20 protein-coding genes are annotated in these 23,834 nt (G+C 67.8%); 11 read left to right on the forward strand and 9 right to left on the reverse strand.

Going from position 1 to position 23,834, the window contains the following annotated elements:
• Positions 1–48: 48 nt before the first annotated feature.
• Both FHQ07_RS01305 and FHQ07_RS01310 read right to left on the reverse strand, forming a co-directional pair.
• Positions 49–4,986, reverse strand: coding sequence for an NAD-glutamate dehydrogenase (locus FHQ07_RS01305; RefSeq protein WP_240703523.1), 4,938 nt, complete (start codon positions 4,984–4,986; stop codon positions 49–51).
• Between the two features lie 63 nt (positions 4,987–5,049).
• Positions 5,050–6,243, reverse strand: coding sequence for an acyl-CoA dehydrogenase family protein (locus FHQ07_RS01310; protein ID WP_425476954.1), 1,194 nt, complete (start codon positions 6,241–6,243; stop codon positions 5,050–5,052).
• A gap of 104 nt (positions 6,244–6,347) precedes the next feature.
• Between FHQ07_RS01310 and FHQ07_RS01315 the strand changes: the two genes are divergently transcribed.
• The 5 genes from FHQ07_RS01315 to FHQ07_RS01335 all read left to right on the forward strand — a co-directional run bounded on the left by FHQ07_RS01315 (position 6,348) and on the right by FHQ07_RS01335 (position 13,448).
• Positions 6,348–7,277 (forward strand): ArsR/SmtB family transcription factor, encoded by a 930-nt coding sequence (locus FHQ07_RS01315; RefSeq protein WP_139714982.1) that lies wholly within the window; start codon positions 6,348–6,350, stop codon positions 7,275–7,277.
• Positions 7,274–8,371 carry a homocysteine S-methyltransferase family protein gene (locus FHQ07_RS01320; protein WP_139714983.1) on the forward strand — a complete coding sequence of 366 codons (1,098 nt, stop codon included), beginning with the start codon at positions 7,274–7,276 and terminating at the stop codon, positions 8,369–8,371. Before FHQ07_RS01315 ends, FHQ07_RS01320 begins: the two co-directional genes overlap by 4 nt.
• Positions 8,368–11,052, forward strand: a complete 2,685-nt coding sequence (gene metH, locus FHQ07_RS01325) for a methionine synthase (protein ID WP_139714984.1) — start codon at positions 8,368–8,370, stop codon at positions 11,050–11,052. Before FHQ07_RS01320 ends, metH begins: the two co-directional genes overlap by 4 nt.
• Entirely contained in the window at positions 11,049–12,191 is a 1,143-nt protein-coding gene (locus FHQ07_RS01330; RefSeq protein ID WP_139714985.1) for a prephenate dehydrogenase, read from the forward strand. The genes metH and FHQ07_RS01330 overlap by 4 nt, the downstream gene beginning before the upstream one ends.
• A 75-nt stretch (positions 12,192–12,266) precedes the next feature.
• Complete coding sequence (locus tag FHQ07_RS01335; RefSeq protein WP_139714986.1) at positions 12,267–13,448, forward strand: MFS transporter; 1,182 nt, start codon at positions 12,267–12,269, stop codon at positions 13,446–13,448.
• Positions 13,449–13,452: 4 nt separating this feature from the next.
• Here the strand turns inward: FHQ07_RS01335 and FHQ07_RS01340 are convergent, their stop codons facing one another.
• From FHQ07_RS01340 to FHQ07_RS01365, 6 genes are all read right to left on the reverse strand, one after another.
• Positions 13,453–14,094: a DUF2058 domain-containing protein gene (locus FHQ07_RS01340; protein ID WP_139714987.1), complete on the reverse strand. Its 642-nt coding sequence runs from the start codon at positions 14,092–14,094 to the stop codon at positions 13,453–13,455.
• Positions 14,095–14,106: 12 nt separating this feature from the next.
• The gene (locus tag FHQ07_RS01345; RefSeq protein WP_139714988.1) at positions 14,107–14,334 is read right to left on the reverse strand and encodes a SlyX family protein; all 228 of its coding nucleotides are present in this window, start codon (positions 14,332–14,334) and stop codon (positions 14,107–14,109) included.
• 3 nt (positions 14,335–14,337) lie between these two features.
• Positions 14,338–15,684 (reverse strand): UDP-glucose dehydrogenase family protein, encoded by a 1,347-nt coding sequence (locus FHQ07_RS01350; protein WP_139714989.1) that lies wholly within the window; start codon positions 15,682–15,684, stop codon positions 14,338–14,340.
• Between the two features lie 86 nt (positions 15,685–15,770).
• A complete protein-coding gene (locus tag FHQ07_RS01355) occupies positions 15,771–16,556 on the reverse strand; it encodes an FKBP-type peptidyl-prolyl cis-trans isomerase (RefSeq protein WP_139714990.1) in 786 nt (261 codons plus the stop codon).
• A gap of 61 nt (positions 16,557–16,617) precedes the next feature.
• Positions 16,618–17,544, reverse strand: coding sequence for an FKBP-type peptidyl-prolyl cis-trans isomerase (locus FHQ07_RS01360; RefSeq protein WP_139714991.1), 927 nt, complete (start codon positions 17,542–17,544; stop codon positions 16,618–16,620).
• A gap of 105 nt (positions 17,545–17,649) precedes the next feature.
• The gene (locus FHQ07_RS01365) at positions 17,650–18,240 is read right to left on the reverse strand and encodes a glutathione peroxidase (protein WP_139714992.1); all 591 of its coding nucleotides are present in this window, start codon (positions 18,238–18,240) and stop codon (positions 17,650–17,652) included.
• A gap of 114 nt (positions 18,241–18,354) precedes the next feature.
• Here FHQ07_RS01365 and FHQ07_RS01370 point away from each other — a divergent pair, with 114 nt between their 5' ends.
• Genes FHQ07_RS01370 through FHQ07_RS01395 form a run of 6 tightly spaced genes read left to right on the forward strand, consistent with a single transcriptional unit; the run spans position 18,355 to position 22,374 of the window.
• A complete protein-coding gene (locus FHQ07_RS01370; RefSeq protein WP_139714993.1) occupies positions 18,355–18,627 on the forward strand; it encodes a hypothetical protein in 273 nt (90 codons plus the stop codon).
• 4 nt (positions 18,628–18,631) lie between these two features.
• Positions 18,632–19,003 (forward strand): GntR family transcriptional regulator, encoded by a 372-nt coding sequence (locus FHQ07_RS01375; protein WP_139714994.1) that lies wholly within the window; start codon positions 18,632–18,634, stop codon positions 19,001–19,003.
• A complete protein-coding gene (locus tag FHQ07_RS01380) occupies positions 19,000–19,890 on the forward strand; it encodes an ABC transporter ATP-binding protein (RefSeq protein WP_139714995.1) in 891 nt (296 codons plus the stop codon). Before FHQ07_RS01375 ends, FHQ07_RS01380 begins: the two co-directional genes overlap by 4 nt.
• Positions 19,887–20,969 (forward strand): ABC-2 transporter permease, encoded by a 1,083-nt coding sequence (locus tag FHQ07_RS01385; protein WP_425476931.1) that lies wholly within the window; start codon positions 19,887–19,889, stop codon positions 20,967–20,969. Before FHQ07_RS01380 ends, FHQ07_RS01385 begins: the two co-directional genes overlap by 4 nt.
• Before the next feature lie 39 nt (positions 20,970–21,008).
• Complete coding sequence (locus FHQ07_RS01390; protein WP_139714996.1) at positions 21,009–21,665, forward strand: hypothetical protein; 657 nt, start codon at positions 21,009–21,011, stop codon at positions 21,663–21,665.
• Positions 21,666–21,681: 16 nt separating this feature from the next.
• Positions 21,682–22,374, forward strand: a complete 693-nt coding sequence (locus FHQ07_RS01395; protein WP_139714997.1) for a YggN family protein — start codon at positions 21,682–21,684, stop codon at positions 22,372–22,374.
• Position 22,375: 1 nt separating this feature from the next.
• On the opposite strand, the gene FHQ07_RS01400 is transcribed toward FHQ07_RS01395, so the two are convergent.
• Entirely contained in the window at positions 22,376–23,788 is a 1,413-nt protein-coding gene (locus FHQ07_RS01400) for a class II fumarate hydratase (RefSeq protein WP_139714998.1), read from the reverse strand.
• Positions 23,789–23,834: the final 46 nt, after the last annotated feature.

Raw genomic sequence — 23,834 nt, forward strand, 5'->3', positions numbered from 1 at the left:
TACCCCGAACCCGTTGCTCCTTTCCCTCGCGGAAAGGAGCGATCCGCATCAGCTGCGCGAGGCCAACTGCGCGAGGCGCTGCACCGCGACCGAGGCGGTCGGGTAGTCGAGCGTCTTCTGCGCGGCGAGCTCGTTGAGCATCGACAGGGTGAACCGCAGCGCGGCGTCGTCGCGCTCCAGCCAGCTCTTGACCTTGGCGTCGGCATTGGCGCCGGGCCGCGCCAGCACCTGCTGCACCAGCGCACGCTGCTGGGTGGCCAGTTCTTCGCGCAGCACGCCGCGCGCCACCGCATGCCAACGGCCTTCCACCGGCAAGGCGTCGATCTGTTCCTGCAACCACGGCAGGTTGAGCGCATCGCCGATGCGGAAGTGCACCTTGGCCACGTCCACCGGCTTCAGCTTGCGCTCGCGCGCGACCTCGATGATGTCCGCGCACGGCTCCAGGTACGGCAGCGCCGCGAGCTGGGCCGCCAGTTCCTGCGGCACGCCATGCGCGCGCCAGTTGCGCAGGCTGGCCTCGTAGGCCGGGCGTTGCGCGGACGGCAGGATGCCTTCGCCGGCGCGGATGTCGCGGAAGCCGTCGTGGTAGCGCGCCACCGCGGTGGCGATGTCCGGGATGTCGCCGGCGCGCGACAGCAGCCAGCGCGTGAACGTCCTCTGCAGGTTCCAGATCACCTGCAGCGCGTCGATCTGCACCGACTCGGCGACCTTGCCGTCGAGCGCGTCGATCTTCGCCCACAGCTCGCGCGCATCCAGGGTCTCGCGGGTGATGGTGAAGGCCTTGGCGACCTCGCCCGGGCTGCGCCCGCTGTCTTCCTGCATGCGCAGCAGGAAGGTCGCGCCCATCCGGTTGATGGTCGAGTTGGTCACCGCGGTGGCGATGATTTCGCGCTTCAGCCGGTGCTGCTGCATCGCCTTGGCGTACTTCGCCTGCAGCGGCTGCGGGAAGTAGCGCTCCAGCTCCTTGCTCAGGTACGGGTCTTCCGGCACGTCGGAATCCAGCAGCTGCTGGAACGCGACCAGCTTGGAGTACGACAGCAGCACCGCCAGTTCCGGGCGGGTCAGCCCCAGGCCGCGCGCCTTGCGCTCGGCGATCTCGGCGTCGGAGGGCAGGTATTCGATCTGCCGGTCGAGCAGGCCCTGCGCTTCCAGCGTGCGGATGAAGTGCTGCTTGGAGCCCAGCCGCGACACGCTCATCCGCTCCATCAGGCTGATCGCCTGGTTCTGCCGGTAGTTGTCGTTGAGCACCAGGTCGGCGACCTCGTTGGTCATCGACGCCAGCAGCTTGTTGCGCTCGGGCAGGCTCAGCTTCTTCTTCTGCACCTCGCCGTTGAGCAGGATCTTGATGTTCACCTCGTGGTCGGAGGTGTCCACGCCGGCCGAGTTGTCGATGAAGTCGGTGTTGAGCAGCACGCCGTGCTGCGCCGCCTCGATCCGGCCGAGCTGGGTCAGGCCGAGGTTGCCGCCCTCGCCCACCACCTTGCAGCGCAGCTGGCTGCCGTCGACGCGCAGGCCGTTGTTGGCGCGGTCGCCGACGTCGGCGTTGTTCTCGCGGCTGGACTTCACGTAGGTGCCGATGCCGCCGTTCCACAGCAGGTCGACCGGCGCCTTGAGGATGGCGCTCATCAGTTCCATCGGGCTCATCGAGGCGGCATCGGTTTCGATGCCGAGCGCGGCCTTCGCCTCCGCCGACAGCGGGATCGACTTCGCGCTGCGCGGCCACACGCCGCCGCCCTTGCTGATCAGCGCCTTGTCGTAGTCCTCCCAGCTCGAGCGCGCCAGCTTGAACATGCGCGCGCGCTCCTTGAAGGTGGCGGCGGCATCCGGGTTCGGGTCGATGAAGATGTGGCGGTGGTCGAACGCGGCCACCAGGCGGATGTGCTTGCTCAGCAGCATGCCGTTGCCGAACACGTCGCCGGACATGTCGCCGATGCCGGTGCAGGTGAAGTCCTGCTTCTGCGAGTCGCGGCCCATCGCGCGGAAATGGCGCTTGACCGATTCCCAGGCGCCGCGCGCGGTGATGCCCATGCCCTTGTGGTCGTAGCCGACCGAACCGCCGGAGGCGAACGCATCGTCCAGCCAGAAGCCGTGCGCCTGGGCGATCCCGTTGGCGATGTCGGAGAAGGTCGCGGTGCCCTTGTCGGCGGCGACCACCAGGTACGGGTCGTCGCCGTCGTGGCGGACCACGCCGGCCGGCGGCAGCACCTTGCCGTCGGGCGACAGGTTGTCGGTGATGTCGAGCAGGCCATTGATGAAGCGCTTGTAGCAGGCCACGCCCTCGTTGAACCAGGCGTCGCGGTTTGCCGCCGGGTCCGGCAGCTGCTTGCAGAAGAAGCCGCCCTTGGAACCGACCGGCACGATCACCGTGTTCTTCACCATCTGCGCCTTGACCAGGCCCAGCACCTCGGTGCGGAAGTCCTCGCGGCGGTCGGACCAGCGCAACCCGCCGCGCGCGACCGGGCCGAAGCGCAGGTGCACGCCCTCCACGCGCGGGCCGCACACCCAGATCTCGCGGTACGGGCGCGGCTTCGGCAGGTCCGGCACCCGCGACGAGTCGAGCTTGTAGCTGACGTAGTCGGCCGGGCCACCGTCCTTGCGCAGGCCGTCCTTGCGGTCGATGTAGTAACTGGTGCGCAGGGTGGCGTCGATCACGCCGATGAAGCTGCGCAGGATGCGGTCCTCGTCCAGGCTGGAAACGCGGTCCATCAGGCCGAGCAGGGCGTTGCGGGTCGCTTCCACCTGCTGTTCGCGCTTGCCGCTGCGCGCGCCGACCACCGGCTGCAGCGCCGCCAGCGCGGCTTCGTCGGTGCCTGCGAGCGCCTTCAGCTGCGCGCCCAGACGGCCCATGCCGCGCTTGATCTCGGCATCGCTTTCCTTGCCGGTGCAGGGATCGAAGCGGGCCTCGAACAGTTCCACCAGCAGCCGCGACAGCAGCGGATAGCGCGCCAGCGTGGCTTCCACGTAGCTCTGCGAGAACGGCACCCCGACCTGCAGCAGGTACTTGCAGTAGCTGCGCAGCATCGCGACCTGCTTCCACGACATGCCGGCGGCCAGGATCAGGCGGTTGAAGCCGTCGTTCTCGGCGTCGCCGCGCCACAGGCGGGCGAAGGCTTCCTCGAAATTCTCGTCGAGCACGTCGACGTCGAGCTCGCCCTGCAGCGATTCCACCTCGAAGTCCTGGATGTAGGACACGCCATCCGCGGCATCGACCTTGTACGGATGCTCGGAGATCACCCGCAGGCCCATGTTCTCCATCATCGGCAGCGCATCGGACAGCGGGATGTCGTCCAGCTGGCGGTACAGCTTGAAGCGCAGGCCGCCGTCCTTGCGGCGCGAGCGGTACAGCGACAGCCGCAGGTCGTCCGGGCCGGCGAGCGCGGCCAGGTGGTCGACGTCGGACGCCGCGATCGCCGGGCTGACTTCCTCGATGTAGCCGGCCGGCAGCGCGCGGCCGAAGCGGTTGGCCAGCTTCAGCCCGGTTTCTTCGCCATGGCGCGCGACCAGCTGCTCGCGCAGTTCGTCGCGCCAGTCGCGGACGATCTCGGCGAGTTTTTCCTCCAGCGAGGCCTGGTCGACCTCGACCGCATCGCCGGCCTTGGGACGCACGATCATGTGCATCTGCGCCAGCGGCGATTCGCCGATCTGCACATTGGTGTCGACGTGCTCGCCGTTCAGCGCCTGCTTGAGCATGTCCTCGATGCGGTTGCGCAGCTGGGTGTTCATGCGGTCGCGCGGCACGTACACCAGCGCCGAGAAGTAGCGGCCGTAGCGGTCGCGGCGCAGGAACAGCTTGCTGCGCACGCGTTCCTGCAGGCCGAGGATGCCCATGCCGGTGCGGAACAGCTCCTCTTCGTTCGACTGGAACAGCTCGTCGCGCGGCAGGGTTTCCAGGATGTGGCGCAGCGCCTTGCCGCTGTGGCTGGTCGGGTTGAGCCCCGACTGGCGCATCACGTATTCGTGGCGTTCGCGCACCAGCGGGATGTCCCAGGGGCGGCGGTGGTAGGCGCTGGAGGTGTACAGCCCGAGGAAGCGCTGCTCGGCGACCGGCTTGCCGGCCTTGTCGAAGCTGAGCACGCCGATGTAGTCCATGTAGCCCGGGCGGTGCACGGTGGCGCGCGCATTGGTCTTGGTCAGGATCAACGCATCCACCGACCCGCTTTGCGGCATGTAGTGCGCCGCCAGCGACTTCAAGGCCCGCGGCTTGCCTGCGTCCTTGCCGCGCAGCAGGCCGAGGCCGCTGCCTTCGTCGGCGGCGAGCACTTCGTCCTTGCCTTGCCTGACCACCTTGTATTCGCGGTAGCCGAGGAAGGTGAAGTGGTCGTTCGCCGCCCAGCGCAGGAACTCCTGCGCCTCGCGCTTGCCTTCCTCCGACACCGGCATGCGGCGTTCGGCCAGGCCGTCCGCGACTTCCAGCATCTTCGCGTGCATCGGATCCCAGTCGACCACGATCGAGCGCACGTCGTCGAGCACCTTGTCGATGGCCGCCTTGATCGCCGCCATCGCCGCCTGCGGCTGGCGGTCCACCTCCAGGTGGATGAACGATTCCAGCGCGCCCTCGCCCACCGCCGTCAGCTTGCCGGCCTTGTCGCGCGCGATCGACATCACCGGGTGGCCCAGCACGTGCACGCCGATGCCCTGCTCGGCCAGCGCCATGGTCACCGAATCGACCAGGAACGGCATGTCGTCGTTGACCACCTGCACCACGGTATGCGGCGATTCCCAGCCGTCTTCCTTCATCGCCGGGTTGAACAGGCGGACATTGGCCTTGCCGCGCTTGCGCGCGCGGGCGAATTCCAGCATGTCCGCGGCCAGTTCGGCCCAGCCATCGGCCGCGTGCTGGGCGAACTCGTCGCCGCTCATGCGGCGGTAGAAGGCGGTGGCGAACGCCTGCGCCTCGGCCAGCCTGGCCTTGGGCACGCGCTTGGCCAATGCGGCCAAGATCGGTTTGATGGAAGCGGAATCGCTGCTGTCGGTTTTGATGGTCATCGCAGGGTTGCCTTCAATGGACGATGGCCGCGCATGCGCGGCCATGGTGTCGGGTTCGGTTGCTCAGCGCAGGCCGGTTTCGTTGCGGGCGATCACCAGGCGCTGGATCTCGCTGGTGCCTTCGTAGATTTCGGTGATCTTGGCGTCGCGGAAATAGCGCTCGATCGGCATTTCCTTGGAATAGCCCATGCCGCCGTGGATCTGCAGCGCCTGGTGGGTGATCCACATCGCCGCCTCGGAGGCGGTGAGCTTGGCGACCGCGGCCTCGGTGGAGAACTTGGCGCCGCCGGCCTCGAAACGGCCCTTCTGCCAGGCCGCGCGCAGGGTCAGCAGCAGCGCCGCGTCCAGCTTGCACTTCATGTCGGCGATCTTGGCCTGGGTCATCTGGAAGCTGCCGATCGGCTGGCCGAAGGCCTTGCGTTCCTTGACGTAGGCCAGGGTGGCTTCGTACGCGGCGCGGGCGATGCCGATCGCCTGCGAGGCGATGCCGATGCGGCCGGCATCCAGCACGCTCATCGCGATCTTGAAGCCGTGGCCTTCCTCGCCCAGCACTTCATCGGGCTGCACCACGTAGTCGGTGAATTCGATCTCGCAGGTCGCCGAGGCGCGGATGCCGAGCTTGGGTTCGGTCTTGCCGCGATGGAAGCCGGCGCGGGTGCCATCGATCAGGAACGCGGTGATGCCGCGCGCGCCCTTGTCGGGGTCGGTCATCGCGAACAGCACGAAATACTTGGCGACCGGGCCGGAGGTGATCCAGCTCTTCTTGCCGTTGATCACGAAGCTGCCGTCGGCCTGCTTGGTCGCCTTGCAGCGCATCGCGGTGGCATCGGAGCCGGACTGCGGCTCGGTCAGCGCGAACGCGCCGATCTCGCGGCCTTCGGCGATGGCGCGCACGTACAGCTGCTTCTGCGCCTCGGTGCCGAACTTGAGGATGCCGTTGCAGAACAGCGAGTTGTTGACCGACACGATGGTGCTGTGGGCGGCGTCGGCGGCGGCGATCTCGACCATCGCCAGCACGTAGCTGATCGGGTCCATGCCGGCGCCGCCGTACTCGGCCGGCACCTCGATGCCCATCAGGCCGTTCTCGCCGAGGGTGCGGATGTTGTCCAGCGGGAATTCGCCGGTCCGGTCGTGGTGTTCCGCGCTGGGCGCGATCTTCTCCTGCGCGATGCGCCGGGCCACGTCCTGGATCATCAGCTGCTCTTCGGTGAACCCAAAATCCACGGCGGTCTCCGCTCGATTGCAAAGGATTGCAATTGTAGCCCCGGGGCACCGTAAACCCCACCCCGCGCGATCCCGCGACTTGACCCGGAGCGCGCATCGGCGGACACTTATCGTTAAATCGCGATGGAAAGATATATATGGATCTGGAAGGCTGGTCGTCCCGGCTGAAGGTGTTCGCGGACGCCACCCGCGTGCGCCTGCTCGCCCTGCTCGAGGGCGAGGAACTCACCGTGGCCGAGTTGTCCGCGATCACCCAGCTCGCGCAGCCGCGCGTCTCGACGCATCTGGCCAAGCTGAAGGAAGCCGGCATCGTCCGCGACCGCCGCGCCGGGGTGTCCGCCTATTACCGTTTCGACGATGCCGCGCTGGACCCCGCGCAGCGCGCCCTGTGGCAGTCGATCAGCGCCGGCAGCGACGACCCGCTGCTGCGCCAGGATGCCGAGCGCGTGCCGGCGGTGCTGGCGATGCGCGCCGCCGACCAGAATTGGGCCGACAGCGTGGCCGGCGACATGGAACGCCATTACTCGCCGGGCCGCACCTGGGAGGCGTTGGCGCGCACCGCGCTGCCGCTGCTGTCGCCCGGCGACGTGCTCGACATCGCCTCCGGCGACGGCGTGCTGGCCGAATTGCTGGCCCCGCATGCGCATCGCTATGTCTGCATCGATTCCAGCCAGCGCGTAGTCGCCGCCGCCAGCGAGCGCCTGCGCCGCTTCGCCAACGTGGACGTGCGCGAAGGCGACATGCATGCGCTGCCGTTCAAGGACGGCAGTTTCGACCTGGTGGTGCTGATGCACGCGCTGACCTATGCCGACAAGCCGGCGCAGGCGGTGGCGGAAGCCGCGCGCGTGCTGCGCAAGGGCGGCCGCCTGCTGCTGTCCAGCCTGGCCAAGCACGAGCACCGCAGCGCGGTGGAAGCCTATGGCCACCAGAACCTGGGCTTCAGCGAGAAGGAACTGCGCAAGTTCGCCGACAAGGCCGGGCTCACCATCGCCAGCAGCGAAACCGTGACCCGCGAAAAGCGCCCGCCGCATTTCGAGGTGATCTCGCTGATCGGGATCAAGCCATGAGCCTGCCGTGGAAGGACCCGGCGCGCATCGCCGCGCTGCAAGCCGCGCTGGCGCAACGCATCCTGATCATCGACGGCGCGATGGGCACCATGATCCAGCGCCATGACTTGCAGGAAGCCGACTATCGCGGCGAGCGCTTCGCGCAGGGCTACGATGCCCTGTTCGCCGCCGACGGCCATGCGCATGGCGCGGGTTGCGGCTGCGAAAGCCACGACCAGCGCGGCAACAACGACCTGCTCACGCTCACCCGCCCCGACATCATCCGCGACATCCATGCCGCCTACCTCGCCGCCGGCGCCGACCTGGTCGAAACCAATACCTTCAACTCGACCAGCATCTCGCTGGCCGACTACCGGCTGCAGCACCTGGTGCGCGAGCTCAATCGCGAAGGCGCGGCCCTCGCGCGCAGCGCCTGCGACGAAGCCGAAGCCCGCGATCCATCCAAGCCGCGCTTCGCGATCGGCGTGCTGGGCCCGACCTCGCGCACCGCGTCGCTGTCGCCCGACGTGAACCGCCCCGGCTTCCGCGCGATCGACTTCGACGAACTGGCCGAAGCCTATCGCGAGGCCGCGCGCGGCCTGATCGAAGGCGGCGCGGACATCCTGATGGTGGAGACCGTGTTCGATACCTTGAACGCGAAGGCCGCGCTGTTCGCCATCGACGACGTGTTCGAGGAGCTCGGGGTCCGCCTGCCGGTGATGGTGTCCGGCACCATCACCGATGCGTCCGGCCGCACGTTGTCCGGGCAGACCGCGGAAGCGTTCTGGTATTCGCTGCGCCACGCGCAACCGCTGGCCATCGGCCTCAACTGCGCGCTCGGCGCCAAGGATCTGCGCCAACACATCGACGTGCTCGCCCAGGTCGCCGACACCCACGTCAGCTGCCATCCGAATGCCGGCCTGCCGAATGCGTTCGGCGGCTACGATGAAACGCCGGACGACATGGCGGGCGTGCTGCGCGAGTTCGCGGAAAGCGGCTTGCTGAACCTGGTCGGCGGTTGCTGCGGCACTTCGCCCGAGCATATCGCCGCGATCGCGCAAGCCGTGGCCGGCCTGCCGCCGCGCACGATCCCGCAACTGGCCGACGCCGCATGAGCCTCGCCCGCAACACCCGCCTCAGCGGCCTCGAGCCGCTGCAGATCACGCCTGAATCCAACTTCGTCAACGTCGGCGAGCGCACCAACGTCACCGGCAGCGCGCAGTTCAAGAAGCTGATCCTGGAAGGCCGGCTGGACGAGGCCGTCGCCGTCGCCCGCCAGCAGGTCGAGAACGGCGCGCAGGTGATCGACGTCAACATGGACGAGGGCCTGCTCGATTCGCAGCAGGCGATGGTCGAGTACCTCAACCTGATCGCCGCCGAGCCGGACATCGCGCGCATCCCGGTGATGGTGGACAGCTCGAAGTGGAGCGTGATCGAGGCCGGATTGAAGTGCCTGCAGGGCAAGGGCATCGTCAATTCGATCTCGATGAAGGAAGGCGAAGCCGAGTTCCTGCGCCAGGCGCGGTTGGTGCGGCGCTACGGCGCCGCGGTCGTCGTCATGGCCTTCGACGAACAGGGCCAGGCCGATACCGTCGAACGCAAGGTCGAGATCTGCTCGCGCGCCTACCGGCTGCTGACCGAACAGATCGGCTTCCCGCCCGAGGACATCATCTTCGATCCCAACGTGTTCGCGATCGCCACCGGCATCGAGGAACACGACGGCTATGCCGTGGCCTTCATCGAAGCCTGCCGCGAATTGAAGCGGCGGCATCCGCACAGCCATATCTCCGGCGGCGTCTCCAACGTCAGCTTCAGCTTCCGCGGCAACGAGCCGGTGCGGCAGGCGATCCACGTGGTGTTCCTGTACCACGCGATCCGCGCCGGCATGGACATGGGCATCGTCAACGCCGGTGCGCTGCCGCTGTACGACGACCTCGATCCGGAACTGCGCGAGCGCGTCGAGGACGTGGTGCTCAATCGCCGCAGCGACGGCACCGAGCGCCTGCTGGAGATCGCCGACCGTTTCAAGGGCAAGAAAGGCGAAAAGAAAGTCGAGGACCTGCGCTGGCGCGACAAGCCGGTGCGCGAGCGCCTGAGCCATGCGCTGGTGCACGGCATCGACGCCTACATCGAGGCCGATACCGAGGAAGCGCGGCTGCAGGCCACGCGCCCGTTGGACGTGATCGAAGGCCCGCTGATGGACGGCATGAACGTGGTCGGCGACCTGTTCGGCGCCGGCAAGATGTTCCTGCCGCAGGTGGTGAAATCGGCGCGCGTGATGAAGAAGGCGGTGGCCTGGCTGCTGCCGTTCATCGAGGCGGAGAAGCTGCGCACCGGCGACGCGGGGAAGAACAACGGCAAGATCGTGATGGCCACGGTCAAGGGCGACGTGCACGACATCGGCAAGAACATCGTCGGCGTGGTGCTGGCCTGCAACAACTTCGAGGTGGTCGACCTCGGGGTGATGGTGCCGGCGCAGAAGATCCTCGATACCGCGCGCGAGGTCGAGGCCGACCTCATCGGCCTGTCCGGGCTGATCACGCCGTCGCTGGAGGAAATGAGCCACGTGGCGCGCGAGATGCAGCGCCAGGGCTTCACCCTGCCCTTGCTGATCGGCGGCGCGACCACCTCGCGCGCGCATACCGCGCTGAAGATCGACCCGCACTACAAGTCGCCGACGATCTGGGTGAAGGACGCCAGCCGCGCGGTCGGCGTGGCGCAGTCGTTGGTATCGGCGGAGCTGCGTGGCGGCTTCGTGGAAACCGCGGCGAACGACTATGCCGAAATCCGCGAACGCCATCGCAACCGCGGCGACGCCAAGCGGCTGGTGTCGTTGGAGAAGGCGCGCGCGCAGAAATTCGACGGCGACTGGACGAACTACACGCCACCGGCGCCGAAGCAGCCCGGCCTGCAGGTGTTCGACGACTACCCGCTGGCCGAACTGCTGCCGCTGATCGACTGGACGCCGTTCTTCAATACCTGGGAACTGGCCGGCCGCTATCCGGCGATCCTCGACGACGCCATCGTCGGCAAGCAGGCGCGGGAGCTGTTTGCCGATGCGCAGGCGATGCTGAAGAAGATCGTCGACGAAAAATGGCTGCGCGCGAAGGCGGTGATCGGCCTGTTCCCGGCGCAGTCGATCGGCGACGACGTCATCGCCGAGGTGGACGGCAAGTCCACCACGCTGCACTTCCTGCGCCAGCAGACCGACAAGCCGGTCGAACGCCCGGACTTCTGCCTGGCCGATTTCATCGCGCCAAAGGACAATGGCAAGGCGGACTGGATCGGCGCGTTCGCGGTGACCGCCGGACTCGGCATCGACGCGCACGTGGCGCGTTTCGAGGCCGACCACGACGACTACAACGCGATCCTGCTGAAGGCCCTCGCCGACCGGCTGGCGGAAACCCTGGCCGAGCGCATGCACCAGCGCGTGCGCACCGAGTTCTGGGGCTATGCCGCGGACGAGGCGCTGGAGGTCGATGCGATCATCGACGAGCAATATCGCGGCATCCGCCCCGCGCCCGGTTATCCCGCCTGCCCCGAGCACAGCGAGAAGGCCACCTTGTTCCGCATGCTCGATGCCGCGGGCAATGCCGGCATGGCGCTGACCGAAAGCTTCGCAATGACCCCGGCGGCGTCCGTCTCGGGCTGGTATTTCAGCCATCCGCGCAGCCAGTACTTCGTCGTCGGGCGGGTGTCGAAGGAACAGGCCGAGGACTACGCGCGGCGCAAGGGCGTGAGCCTTGCGCAGGCCGAACGCTGGCTGGCGGCGAACCTGGACTACGATCCGGAATGAGCGCCCGCACCGGGCCCAACGGCAAGCCTCCGGTCGTCGGCATCGTCGGCATCGATGGCGCGTACGGGCGCTGGTTCGCGCGCTTCTTCCGCGAGCGCCTCGGCCTGCGAACAACCGGGTGCGATCCCGCGCTCGCGGCCTCGCCCACGCCGCGCGAACTGCTCGGGCAGTGCGACGTGCTCGTGTTCAGCACGCCGATCCGCCATACCGCCGCGATCGTCGACGACTACGTGCAAGCGGCGGGCGGCGACGAAGCCGGCATGCTCTGGCTCGACCTCACCTCGATCAAGCAGGTGCCGGTGGAGGCGATGCTGCGTTCGCGCGCCGAGGTCGCCGGCCTCCATCCGATGGCCGCGCCGCCCAAGATCGGGAGCCTCGCCGGGCGCGTGCTCGCGGTCTGCCAGGCGCGGGTCGATCGCTGGCAAGGCTGGCTGGCGCACATGCTGGATTCGCTCGAAGCCGACTGCGTCGACGTCGTTCCCGCCGCGCACGACCGCGCGATGGCGCTGGTGCAGGGGCTGGTGCATGCCTCGCACATGACCCAGGCGCGGGTCTTGCGGGCGCTCGCCGCCGATGCCGGCGGTCTGCCGCTGCTGCATGCCTTGCGCACCGTCGGCTACGAGCTGGACCTGACCGTCACCGGCAGGTTGCTGTCCGGCAACCCGGCGATCTACGAGGGCATCCAGTTCGACAACCCGCATGTCCTGCCCGTCCTGCGCGAACTGGCCGTGGCGACCGGCCGCCTGCGCGATTGCGTGGCGGACGGCGGCGAGGATGCGCGGCGCGCGCTGCGCCGCGATTTCATCGCCGAACCCGCCGCGCTGTTCGATGCCGGCGAACTGGCATCGCGCAGCCACGGTTTCGACCGCCTCGGCTACCTGTTGGCCGACCTCGCGGAACGCCCCTGCCTCAGCGTCTACCTGCCGGAGGACCGCCCCGGTTCGCTGCGCGAGCTGCTGGAAACCTTCGAGGCGCTCGGGATCAACCTCGCCTCGATCCACTCGTCCCGCACCCCGGACGGCCAGTTGCACTTCCGGATCGGGCTGGATGCGTTGCCGGTCGCGCTGGACACGCTGCGCAAGGCGGTCGAAGACGCCGGGATCGGCCGCGTGCTCGAGGCCAGCGATGCCGCCGGCTGAGCCTTGCCGCGCAGGCGCAAGCCGGCGGCCGGGCCGGACCGCGGGCGCGAACCCGCGGCATGCGAAGCTCCGCGGATGACGCCCCCCGGCCATCCACCGGTGCCGATGCTGCGCCTGGCGAGTTTCTACTTCGCCTACTACGCCGTGCTCGGCGCGTTCACCCCGTACTGGAGCCTGTACCTGCAGTCGCAGGGCATGGGCATCGCCGCGATCAGCGTGCTGATGAGCCTGTGGTACGCAACGCGCATCGTGGCACCGAGCGCCTGGACCATGCTGGCCGCCCGTTCGCCGCGCCCGATCCGCTGGCTGCACATCGGATGTGCGCTGACCGTGGCCTGCTTCGCCGGTTTCCTGCTGCCGTGGAAGTTCGCCGGGCTGTTCGCGGTGATGTGCGCGTTCTGCTTCTTCTACAACGCGGTGATGCCGCAGTTCGAGTCGATCACCCAGTCGCACCTGCATGGCCGCACCGACCTGTACGGCCTGATCCGGGTCTGGGGTTCGATCGGTTTCATCCTGGTCGTGGCCGGTTTCGGCATGCTGATCGACCGCCTCGGCGCGGCCTGGCTGCCGTGGATGATGCTGCCGCTGTTCGTCGCGTTGCTGGCCTGCGCCTTCAACAACCAGTATGCGGAACCGCCCGCGCTGGCCGGGCACGGCGACGAGGCCGGCTTCCGCGCGCGCCTGCGTCGCCCGGAGACCATCGCGTTCTTCGCCGCCGCCTTCCTGATCCAGGTCTCGTTCGGCCCCTATTACACGTTCTTCTCGATCTACCTGGGCGAGCACGGCTATTCGCCGACCATGCAGGGCGTGCTGTGGAGCATCGGCGTGCTGGTCGAGATCGGCCTGCTGTTCCTGTCGCAGCGCATCTTCCGCCGCTGGGGCGCGCGCCGGCTGCTGGTGTTCTCGCTGGGCATCACCGTGCTGCGCTGGTGGGCGACGGCCGCATGGCCGGATTCGCTGCCGGTGATGGTGGCGGCGCAGGCCACCCATGCCTTCAGTTTCGCGGCGTTCTTCGCCGCGGCGATGCTGTTGCTGGCCGAATACTTCCCGGGCCGCCACAACGGCCACGGCCAGGGCGTGTTCTACGGGATGTCGTCGGGCGTGGGCGGCGTGATCGGCGCGCTGCTTGCCGGCCAGTTGTGGCGCTTCAGCGGGCAGGTTGCGTTCGCGGTGTCCGGGTTCATCGCGCTGGCCGCCTGTGGCGTGGCCTGGTACTGGCTGTTGCGCAGGCCGCGCAGGGCGATGCGCGGCGCCTGAAGGCCTACCAGGTCAGGTCGTCCGGCACCTGGTATTGCGGGTCGGAATACGGGTCCTGTTCCGCGGGCGCATCCGGATCGACCTTGAGCGCGACCGCCGGGGCGAAGATCGCCTCGGCCTGCGCCAGCGTCCCGGCGTCCACCAGCAGGTAGCGGCCGTCCTGCTGCACCACGCCCAGCTCGCCGGCGTTGAGCGCCTTCAACTGTTCGGCGGTGACGTGGATGCGCTTGATCTTGCCGCCGTACTCGAAGTGGCGGACATGTTCGGCTTCGGCCGCGTTGAGCGACTTGTCAGCCAGGAAATCCTTGAGCTTCGCCTTGGCTTCGCGGCGCAGGCGCGCTTCCTCCTGCTTCAGCCGTTCGGCCTCGATGCGCTCGTCCTTCTCCTTCTGCGCGCGGATCGCATAGGCCTTGGCCAGGTCGATGTCCTCGCGCGTGCGCGGCTTGTGTTGCGCGGGCGCATGGCCGCGGCCCTTGCCGGCGGACTGCTTGGCGCCGGGGGGATGCGCGGGCCTGCCGCCCTGCCCGGCTTTGGCCTGCCGTGCGGCCTGCTGCGGACGGTTGTCGCGGGTTTGCGCCGGCTTGTCCGGCTTGGGCGCGTCCTTGAAGCCCAGGCCCAGCAACTGGTCGCGGAGGGAGATGGTCATGCGTCGATCGGGTCAATAGTGCGGGGGCGGCGGTTCGCTGGCGGCATCCCCGGTGACGGGGCTGGCGGCCATCGCGCTGCGCAATTGTCGCAGTTCTTCCAGCGCACGATGCAGCAGCAGCGAATTGCGCGCCTCGCCGTCGCGGGCCGCGGCCAGCGCATCGCTGAGTTCCTGCAGGGCCTGTTCCTGGAAGGCGATGCGCATCTCCAGGTCGACCATGCGTCGTTCGAGCTCGCCCATCGTTCAGTCCTTGCGCAGCGAACGGCCGCGGCCGATGCCGTAATAGGCCAGCCCCGCGGCCTCGATGTCGGCGGGTTCGTACAGGTTGCGGCCGTCGAACACCGCGCGATCGGCCAGGCTGGCCTTCAGCAGGGCGAAGTCCGGGCTGCGGAACTGCTTCCACTCGGTGACCACGACCAGCGCGTCGGCGCCGCGCAGGGCGGCATTGGCCGAGTCGCACAGCACCAGGTCGTCGCGCCCGCCGAAGATCCGCTGCGTCTCGCGCATCGCCTCCGGGTCGTAGGCGCGCACCTTCGCCCCGGCGCCCCACAGCTGTTGCAGCAGGCGGCGGCTGGAGGCTTCGCGCATGTCGTCGGTATTCGGCTTGAACGCCAGGCCCCACAGCGCCACGGTCTTGCCGCGCAACGCCGCCTCGCTGCCGTAATGGCGCACCAGCAGTTCGAACAGATGGCCCTTCTGCGCATCGTTCACCGCTTCCACCGCATCCAGCAAACGCGGCTGCACGCCGTATTGCTGCGCGGTCTTCGCCAGCGCCTGCACGTCCTTGGGGAAACAGGAGCCGCCGTAGCCGGCGCCGGGATAGATGAAATGCCAGCCGATGCGCGGGTCGGAGCCGATGCCCTTGCGCACCATCTCGACGTCGGCGCCGACCTGTTCGGCGATGTTGGCGATCTCGTTCATGAAGCTGATCTTGGTCGCCAGCATCGCGTTGGCGGCGTACTTGGTCAGTTCCGCCGAACGCACGTCCATCGCCACGATGCGCTCGTGGTTGCGGTTGAACGGCGCATACAGCCGCTTCAGCTTGTCGATGGCGGCCGCGCTGTCGGCGCCGATCACGATCCGGTCCGGGCGCATGCAATCCTCGACCGCGGCGCCCTCCTTCAGGAATTCCGGGTTCGACACCACGTCGAAGGCGATGTCCGCGCCGCGTTCGGCCAGCACGCCGGCAATGGCCGCGCGCACCCTGTCGGCGGTACCGACCGGCACCGTCGACTTGTCGACCACGACCGCGGGCGCCTGCAGGTGCTGGCCGATGGTGCGGGCCACCGCCAGCACGTATTTCAGGTCGGCGCTGCCGTCCTCGTCCGGCGGCGTGCCGACCGCGATGAAGATGATGTCGCCGTGGGCGATGCCGCTGGCGGCGTCGGTGGTGAAGCGCAGGCGGCCGGCGGCATGGTTGGCCCTGACCATCGGGGTCAGGCCGGGTTCGTAGATCGGGATGATCCCGTTGTTCAGGCCATCGACCTTGGCCGCGTCGATGTCGACGCAGACCACGTCATGGCCGACTTCGGCCAGGCAGGTGCCGGTGACCAGGCCGACGTAACCGGTACCGAAGATGCAGACGCGCATGCAGGTGCTTCCGTGCGATCGAAATGGAAAGGGGGCGCATCGCGAGGGACGCGCCCTCAGGATACGCCCCCTCCGTGTGCCGCGGATTACTTGTTGCCGACGCCCGGCTTGACGATGTCCAGCAGCTCGACTTCGAACACCAGCACCTGGTTCGGGCCGATCATCGGCGGCGCCTGCTCGCCGTAGGCCAGCTTGGCCGGGATCCAGAACTTGTACTTGGAGCCCACCGGCATCAGCTGGATGCCTTCCTGCCAGCCCGGGATCACGCCCTGCAGCGGCATCACCGCCGGCTCGCCGCGGTCGTAGGAGCTGTCGAAGGTCTTGCCGTCCAGCAGGGTGCCCTTGTAGTGCACCTTGACGCCATCCTTGGCACCCGGCTTGGCGCCGGTACCGGCGGTCAGCACCTGGTACTGCAGGCCGGAGGCGGTGGTGGTCACGCCCGGCTTCTTGCCGTTCTCGGCCAGGAACTTGTTGCCGTTGTCGAGGTTGTTCTTGGCATCCGCCATCATCTTGGCGATCTGCTTGGCCTGCATCTTCTGGCCGAAGCCCTCGAAGATGGTCTTGGCCTGGTCTTCGGTCAGCAACAGCTTCTCGCCCGCCATCTGCGCGCGCATGGCCTTGACCACGGTGTCGAGGTTCACCTCGTCCTTGATCTCGGTGAGCTGCTTGCCCATCGCCATGCCGATCGTGTAGCTGATCTGCTCTTTCTCGGTGGGCAGGCCCGGATAGGTCGCCTTGCCGTCGGCGGCGACGTCCTTGCCGGCCTCGGCGGGCTTGGCGGCATCGGCGGGTTTCTGCGCGTTCTTGTCGCAGGCGCCCAGCGCCAGCATGGTGGCGACGGCAATGGCGGTGGCACGGACAACGGGCTTCATCGGTTCGGGACTCCGGGGAAAACGAAGGAATGCGGGGGGCATGCGGCGGACGGGCGTCGGGTTACTGGACGCCCAGCAGTTCGACATCGAAAGTGAGGGTGGAGTTCGCGGGAATGTCGCCGCCCATGCCCTTTTCGCCATAGGCAAGGTTGGCGGGGATCCAGAAACGGTACTTGGCGCCGGTCGGCATCAGGCCCACGCCTTCGGTCCAGCCGGCGATGACCTGGTTCAGGCCGAACTCGGCCGGCTGGCCGCGCTCGTAGGAACTGTCGAACACGGTGCCGTCGAGCAGCTTGCCCTCGTAGTTCACCCGCACTTTCTGGCCGGGCTTGGCGCGCGGGCCATTGCCCTGGCGCAGCACCATGTACTGCAAGCCGCTCGGGGTGGTGAACACGCCCTTGACCGTCTTGTTCTTGGCGAGGAAGGCCTCGCCGGCCTTGAGGTTGGCTTGCGCGAGGGCCATGGTTTCGGCTTGCTTGGCCGCGGTCAGCCTGGCCGAGAAGGCGGTACGGACCGTATTGGCTTCGGCGTCGCCGAGCAGCGGCTTGGCGGCGGGATCCGATGCCGCCTTGAAGCCGGCCAGGAACATCGGCATGTCGAACTCGCCCTTGATCGCAGCCAGCGAACGACCGATATCCGAGCCCACCAGCAAGCCGACCTTGTTGCGATCCAGCGCGGCGGCAGGCTTGCCTCCGCCCTTGCGCGCATTGATGCTGGCCATCAGCGCCTGCCCGACCTGCTTGCTGGCGGCTTCGTCCAGCAGCGGCTTGCCGCCGGCCAGGGCATTGTCGACGGCGCGCTGGAACGCGGCCATGTCCATGTCCGGCACTGCCGGCGCCACCGACTTCGCCACGTCCATGCCGATCATGTAGCCGACCTTGTCGCGTTCGGTGGCCAGCGTGGTCTGGGCCTGGGCAAGGCCGCTGGCGAACATGGCGATCAACAACACACAGGTGGCGCGCAGCGACGCGCTCACGGAAAAGGACATGGGGACTCCTGGGTCTTGGGCCGCCGTAGCGTAGGCCGCCGCGGCTGAACCATCTATTGGCAGGTCGTCATTGTCGGTTGCCGCCGCAGGGACGGCAATCCCGGGTCAGCGGCTGGCCTTCGCCGGGGCAACCGGAATCGCCAAGGCCGCTTCGATGGCGGCAACCAGCGCCTTGTCGTCCGGGGCGGTGCGTGTGCCGAAGCTGGCCACGGTGCGGCCATCGCGCCCGATCAGGTACTTGTGGAAATTCCACCTGGGCGCCTCGCCGGTGATCGCCAGCAGGTCCTTGTACAAGGGCGTGGCCGCGTCGCCCTTGACGTGGACCTTCTCGAACATCGGGAACTTCACCCCGTAGGTCAGCTTGCAGAACTCCCGGATCTGCTTCTCGTCGGTGAATTCCTGCTCGCGGAAGTCGCCGGACGGGAAGCCGAGCACGGCGAAGCCCCTGTCCCTGTATTTCGCATGCAGGACTTCCAGACCCTCGAATTGCGGGGTGAAACCGCATTTGCTGGCGGTATTGACCACCAGCAGCACCTTGCCGCCATAGGCCTTGCGCAAATCGACCGGGGTCTTGCCCGCCAGCGGCCGGTAGCTCCGGTCCAGCAGCCCGCCCTTGGCCCCGGCGACCGCCAGCGGCAACAGCAGGATCAACGCAAGGAACAGGCGGCGGGCGCGATCCACGGGGGCTCCGGGCATGTGCCGACTTGGGCGGCCGAGTATGCCTTCAGTTGGGTACGCCGACACTTGACGGGTCGGAAACTGGTGTTATAGTTGCCTACAACACCGAACACCCAGAGCAGGACGTTCACCATGAACCGCAAGCTCCACAACACCACCATGGCCTTGATCGCGAGCAGCAGCCTGTTCGTGCTCGGCCTGCTGACCGCCAGCCCGACCGACCCGGCGCTTGCGCCGGCCCCCGGCCAGGTCGCGGCCGTTTCCTTCGATGCCGACCATGCGGTCGCGGCCGAGGCCACCGACGACAGCGTCGAGCGCGCCGAAGCCGCCCCGCGCCGGCATGTCCGCCGCGGCCGCCTGCAATCGGTGGCGATGCCGTTCTTTTCCTTCGCACCCCGGGGCTGATGCCATGACCGCAGTCGAATGGAGCGATGGCGCTCCCATCTATCGCCAACTCAAGGAGCGCGTCGTGGCGATGCTGCTTGATGGCGTCCTCAAGCCGGGCGACGCGCTGCCTTCGGTGCGCCAGGTGGCGGCCGAATACCAGCTCAACCCGATCACCGTCTCGCGCGCCTACCAGGAGCTCGCGGACGACCAACTCGTCGAAAAACGCAGGGGACTTGGCATGTATGTGACCGAAGGCGCACCCGCCCGCCTGAAGACCAGCGAGCGCGACCGCTTCCTGACCGAGGAATGGCCGCTGGTGCTGGAGCGCATCCAGCGGCTGGGCCTGGACCTGCAGGAACTGCTCGATCCCAAGGGCAAGTGGGGTGCCAAATGAGCGCGTCCATGAGCGGCAATGTCGTCAGCGCCCGCGGCCTGCGCAAGGGCTACAAGAACAAGCTGGCCCTGAACGGCACCGATTTCGATATCCCGGTCGGGCGCATCGTCGGCCTGATCGGCCCCAACGGCGCCGGCAAGACCACCGCGCTGAAGGCGATCCTCGGCCTGATCCCGTTCGACGGCGAGCTCAAGGTGCTGGGCAAGGACCCGCGCACCCAGCGCGATGAGCTGATGAACGACGTCTGCTTCATCGCCGACGTGGCCGTGCTGCCGCGCTGGATGAAGGTGAAGGAAGCCATCGAGTTCGTCGCCGGCGTGCACCCGCGCTTCGACGAAGCCAAGTGCAAGCGCTTCCTCGAAGGCACCCAGCTCAAGCCGGACCTGCGCGTGCGCGAGATGTCCAAGGGCATGATCGTACAGCTGCACCTGGCGCTGGTGATGGCGATCGACGCCAAGCTGCTGGTCCTCGACGAACCCACCCTGGGCCTGGACATCCTCTACCGCAAGCAGTTCTACCAGCGCCTGCTGGAGGATTACTTCGACGAGGAGAAGACCATCCTGGTCACCACCCACCAGGTCGAGGAAATCGAGCACATCCTCACCGACGTGATGTTCATCCGCGACGGCAGGATCGTGCTCAATGCGCCGATGGACGAAGTGGGCGAGCGCTACACCGAAGTGCTGGTCAACGCCGACAAGCTGGACGCCGCGCGCGGCCTGAAACCCATCGACGAACGCGCCCTGCCGTTCGGCAAGACCGTCATGCTTTTTGACAGCACGCTGTTCGACGGCGCCGATGCCGGCCAACTGGCGCAGCTCGGCGAAACCCGCAACCCGGGCCTGGCCGACCTGTTCGTCGCCACCATGAAGGGAACCTACGCATGAACACCTCCGCTCAAGCGATGACGATGGACGAGGAACGGCCGCGCGCGGCGCGTCCGGCGCCGCATGCCACGCACAAGTTCAAGCTGCTGCTCAAGCGCGAGTTCTGGGAGCACAAGGGCGGCTTCTTCTGGGCGCCGATCTGGGCCGGCGGCATCTCGCTGGTGCTGACCCTGATGGCGCTGGTGGTCGGCGAAGTCGCGGCGCGCCGCGCGGTGGCCTCCGGCAAGATGAGTTTCGACGGCGACATCAACATCAACGGCCTCGACCTCAGCGCGCTGACATCGAAGATGGATGCCGCCGACCTGCAGAAACTCGCCGGCGGCATCGACATCAGCACGGTGATGTCCTCGGCTTGGCCGCTGATCGTGCTGGCCTTCGTGGTGTTCTTCTACTGCCTGGGCAGCCTGTACGACGAACGCAAGGACCGCAGCGTGCTGTTCTGGAAGTCGCTGCCGGTCTCCGACCGCGACACCGTGCTGTCCAAGGCCGCAAGCGCACTGTTGGTGGCGCCGCTGATCGCGGTGGGCGTGGCGATCGCCTGCATGTTCGGCTTCCTGTTGCTGGTCAGTGCCTTCGTGCTGCTGCACAACGGCAACCCGCTGACCCTGGTCTGGGGCCCGGGCAACCCGCTGCAGCTGGCCGGTTCGATGCTGGCGACGATCCCGGTGTATGCGCTGTGGGCGCTGCCCACCGTCGGTTGGCTGCTGCTGTGCTCGGCCTGGTCGAAGAGCAAGCCGTTCCTGTGGGCGATCATGCTGCCCGTGTTCGCCGGCATCTTCATCAGCTGGTTCGACATCATGAACGTGTTCAACTTGGAGAGCGGCTGGTTCTGGAAGAACATCGTCGCCCGCGGCCTGCTGAGCGCGGTGCCGGGCACCTGGTTCGATGTCGCCCACATCGACAATGCGCACATCACCAGCTCCGAGGCCGCGCGCCAGATCGAGTCCGTGCACCAGCTGCTGTCGCTGCAGACCACCTACTCCGTGCTGCTGACCCCGCAGCTGTGGATCGGTGCGGCGGTCGGCGCGGCGATGATCTACGCCGCAATGCGCCTGCGCCGCTGGCGGGACGAGGGCTGAGGCCCTCGTTCCAACCCACCCAACCGAAGGGACTACGCCATGAAGCGCATCCACATCCTCACCGCGGCCCTGCTCGCCTGCGCCCCGTTGTTCGGCGCGCAGGCCGCCGACACCAAACCCACCGGCATCGCCGCCGAGATCCGCACCGAACTGGCCGACGCGCGCAAGGACGTGCGCGCCGAACTGGCCAAGGCCAAGCGCGATCTCGAAACCGACAACCTGCGCATCGACAACAGCCTGCAGTTCGGCGATTCCGGGCGGAAGCAGAAGGCGCTGCCGCGCGCGGAAATCACCCCGCAGGGCGATTTCCTCGTCGAAAACAAGCAGGTGGCGATCGACGTCAGCCAGCGCCGGCAACTGCTCGCCTACCGCGCGCGGATGCTGGAGGTGGCCAAGTACGGTATCGAGATCGGCCAGCGCAGCGCGGATGCGGCGCTCGACGCGGTGGGCAACGGCTCCATCGCCGGCCTGCTGTTCGGCGCGTTCACCGGCAACCTGGAACGCAACATCGAACGCACCGTCAAGCAGCAGATCGAGCCGGCGGTGCGCGGCCTGTGCCGGCAGCTTCCGGCGCTGCGCGACTCGCAGCAGCGGCTCGCCGCCAACCTGCCGCAATTCAAGCCTTACGCCACCCTCGAAGCCGACGACATCGCCGATTGCGAACGCGATGTCCGCAGCGAATTCGCATCCCTCTGATCCCGAGACCCCTGCGATGAAAACCACCCAAGTCCTTGCCGCCGCACTGCTGGCCGGCCTGTCCCTGACCGCCTGCAGCGAGCCGCCGGCCCCGCCTGCGCCGCCCGCACCACCCTCGCCGCCGGTTGCCGCGAATGATTCGCCGAAGAGCTTCATCGGCCGCCACGTCGACAAGGCCCTGGCCGAGGCGCGCAAGGAGTTGGCGACCCAGAACATCAGCATCAGCGACGGCTTCAACATCAACGTCAACGGCCACGAGATCCACAACAAGGGCGAGAACCTGCCCAAGGCCGAGATCACCCCGCAGGGCGACCTGCTGATCGAAGGCAAGGCGGTGAGCATCACCCCGGCGCAGCGCCAGGAATTGTTGACTTACCGCGCACGGATCATCGGCATCGCCGAAGCCGGCATGGCGATCGGCGGCAAGGGCGCGGACCTAGCCGGCGAAGCGCTGGGCGGCGTGGTCGGCGCGATCTTCGGCGGCAAGGAAGGCGAGAAAGCCTTCGAGCAGCGCATGGAAGCGCAGGGCAAGAAGATGGAGGCCGAGGCGATGAAGCTGTGCACGCAATTGCCGGGCCTGCTCTCCAGCCAGCAGGCGCTGGCCGCCTCGCTGCCCGAGTTCAAGCCTTATGCGCGGATGACCCAGGCAGACATCGACGACTGCGGCAAGGACGTCAAGGGCAAGGGCGTCGCCGTCACCAGCGGCTGAGCTAACCGCCCGAACCGCTTGCGCCGCCCTTGATCCCGCCCTTCGTCAGATCGGCGGGATCGAGCAGGCGGCGCAACTGCTTTTCGGGCAAACCGCTGTCTTCCAGCGCGACGTCCAGCACCGGCCGTTGTTCGGCATACGCGCGCTTGGCGATCTTCGCCGCGTTCTCGTAGCCGATGATCGGATTGAGCGCGGTGACCAGGATCGGGTTGCGGTCCAGCGCGGCCGCAACGCGATCCCCGCGGATCTTCATTCCGGCGATGGCCTTGTCGGCCAATGCGCGCATCGCGTTCGCCAGCAGTTGCATCGCCTCGTCGAGGTCGCAGGCGATCAGCGGCAGCATCACGTTGAGCTGGAAATTGCCGCTCTGCCCGGCGATCGAAATGGCCTGGTGCAGGCCCATCGCCTGCGCGCAGACCATGCACAGCGCTTCCGGGATCACCGGGTTGACCTTGCCCGGCATGATCGAACTGCCCGGCTGCAGCGCGGGCAATTCGATCTCGCCGAGGCCGGCCAGCGGCCCGGAATTCATCCAGCGCAGGTCGTTGCCGACCTTCATCAGCGCCACCGCCAGCGCGTTCAACTGGCCGGACAGTTCGACCAGGTCGTCCTGCGCGGCCAGCCCTTCGAAGGTATTGCCGGCCTGCTCGAATTTCGCGCCGGTCGCGGCCGACAGCGCCTTCGCCACGCCCTTGCCGAACTTCGGATGCGCGTTGATGCCGGTGCCGATCGCGGTGCCGCCGATCGGCAGCCGCCGCACGCGCTTCAGGCTGTCCTCGATGCGCGCCTGCGCCGAATCCAGTTGCGCCGACCACGCGCCGAATTCCTGGGCGAAGGTCAGCGGCATCGCATCCATCAGGTGGGTGCGGCCGGTCTTGACCGTCTTGCCGACCGCCTTGGCGCGCTTGTCGATGGTCTTGCGCAGGTGGACCAGGGCCGGCAGCAGCTCGCGCTTGGCACCGAGCACCGCCATCACCCGCAGCGCGCTCGGGATCACGTCGTTGCTGCTCTGGCCCAGGTTGACGTGGTCGTTGGGGTGGATCGCCAGCTTCGACGCCCGTGCGGCCGCGTGCGCGACCACCTCGTTGGCGTTCATGTTGCTGGAGGTGCCGGAGCCGGTCTGGTAGCGGTCGATCGGGAACTGCTCGGCATGCGCGCCGCCGGCGATCGCGCTGGCGGCCTCCATGATCGCGTCGGCGCGCGGACGATCCAGCAGTCCCAGGTGGCCGTTCACCACGGCTGCGGCGGCCTTGGTCAACGCCAGCGCACGCACGAACGCCGCCGGCATCGGCCGCCCGGAAATATGGAAATTGTCCAGTGCGCGCTGGGTCTGCGCGCCCCACAGCGCATCCTTGGGCACCTGCAACTCGCCCATGCTGTCGTGTTCGATCCGGAACCCGCCTCGCTTCGCCATCGCCCGCTCCTTGCGCAATGGCGGGAGCTTATACCCGCCACGGTTT

It is taken from the genome of Thermomonas aquatica (assembly GCF_006337105.1).
Classification (GTDB): domain Bacteria; phylum Pseudomonadota; class Gammaproteobacteria; order Xanthomonadales; family Xanthomonadaceae; genus Thermomonas; species Thermomonas aquatica.

Excerpts from the sequence above, each read along its gene's own strand:
- FHQ07_RS01305 (WP_240703523.1), bottom strand. The coding sequence starts at position 4,986 with ATGACCATCAAAACCGACAGCAGCGATTCCGCTTCCATCAAACCGATC.
- FHQ07_RS01315 (WP_139714982.1), top strand. The coding sequence starts at position 6,348 with ATGGATCTGGAAGGCTGGTCGTCCCGGCTGAAGGTGTTCGCGGACGCC.
- FHQ07_RS01320 (WP_139714983.1), top strand. The coding sequence starts at position 7,274 with ATGAGCCTGCCGTGGAAGGACCCGGCGCGCATCGCCGCGCTGCAAGCC.
- metH (WP_139714984.1), top strand. The coding sequence starts at position 8,368 with ATGAGCCTCGCCCGCAACACCCGCCTCAGCGGCCTCGAGCCGCTGCAG.
- FHQ07_RS01330 (WP_139714985.1), top strand. The coding sequence starts at position 11,049 with ATGAGCGCCCGCACCGGGCCCAACGGCAAGCCTCCGGTCGTCGGCATC.
- FHQ07_RS01335 (WP_139714986.1), top strand. The coding sequence starts at position 12,267 with ATGACGCCCCCCGGCCATCCACCGGTGCCGATGCTGCGCCTGGCGAGT.
- FHQ07_RS01340 (WP_139714987.1), bottom strand. The coding sequence starts at position 14,094 with ATGACCATCTCCCTCCGCGACCAGTTGCTGGGCCTGGGCTTCAAGGAC.
- FHQ07_RS01345 (WP_139714988.1), bottom strand. The coding sequence starts at position 14,334 with ATGGGCGAGCTCGAACGACGCATGGTCGACCTGGAGATGCGCATCGCC.
- FHQ07_RS01350 (WP_139714989.1), bottom strand. The coding sequence starts at position 15,684 with ATGCGCGTCTGCATCTTCGGTACCGGTTACGTCGGCCTGGTCACCGGC.
- FHQ07_RS01355 (WP_139714990.1), bottom strand. The coding sequence starts at position 16,556 with ATGAAGCCCGTTGTCCGTGCCACCGCCATTGCCGTCGCCACCATGCTG.
- FHQ07_RS01360 (WP_139714991.1), bottom strand. The coding sequence starts at position 17,544 with ATGTCCTTTTCCGTGAGCGCGTCGCTGCGCGCCACCTGTGTGTTGTTG.
- FHQ07_RS01365 (WP_139714992.1), bottom strand. The coding sequence starts at position 18,240 with ATGCCCGGAGCCCCCGTGGATCGCGCCCGCCGCCTGTTCCTTGCGTTG.
- FHQ07_RS01370 (WP_139714993.1), top strand. The coding sequence starts at position 18,355 with ATGAACCGCAAGCTCCACAACACCACCATGGCCTTGATCGCGAGCAGC.
- FHQ07_RS01375 (WP_139714994.1), top strand. The coding sequence starts at position 18,632 with ATGACCGCAGTCGAATGGAGCGATGGCGCTCCCATCTATCGCCAACTC.
- FHQ07_RS01380 (WP_139714995.1), top strand. The coding sequence starts at position 19,000 with ATGAGCGCGTCCATGAGCGGCAATGTCGTCAGCGCCCGCGGCCTGCGC.
- FHQ07_RS01385 (WP_425476931.1), top strand. The coding sequence starts at position 19,887 with ATGAACACCTCCGCTCAAGCGATGACGATGGACGAGGAACGGCCGCGC.
- FHQ07_RS01390 (WP_139714996.1), top strand. The coding sequence starts at position 21,009 with ATGAAGCGCATCCACATCCTCACCGCGGCCCTGCTCGCCTGCGCCCCG.
- FHQ07_RS01395 (WP_139714997.1), top strand. The coding sequence starts at position 21,682 with ATGAAAACCACCCAAGTCCTTGCCGCCGCACTGCTGGCCGGCCTGTCC.
- FHQ07_RS01400 (WP_139714998.1), bottom strand. The coding sequence starts at position 23,788 with ATGGCGAAGCGAGGCGGGTTCCGGATCGAACACGACAGCATGGGCGAG.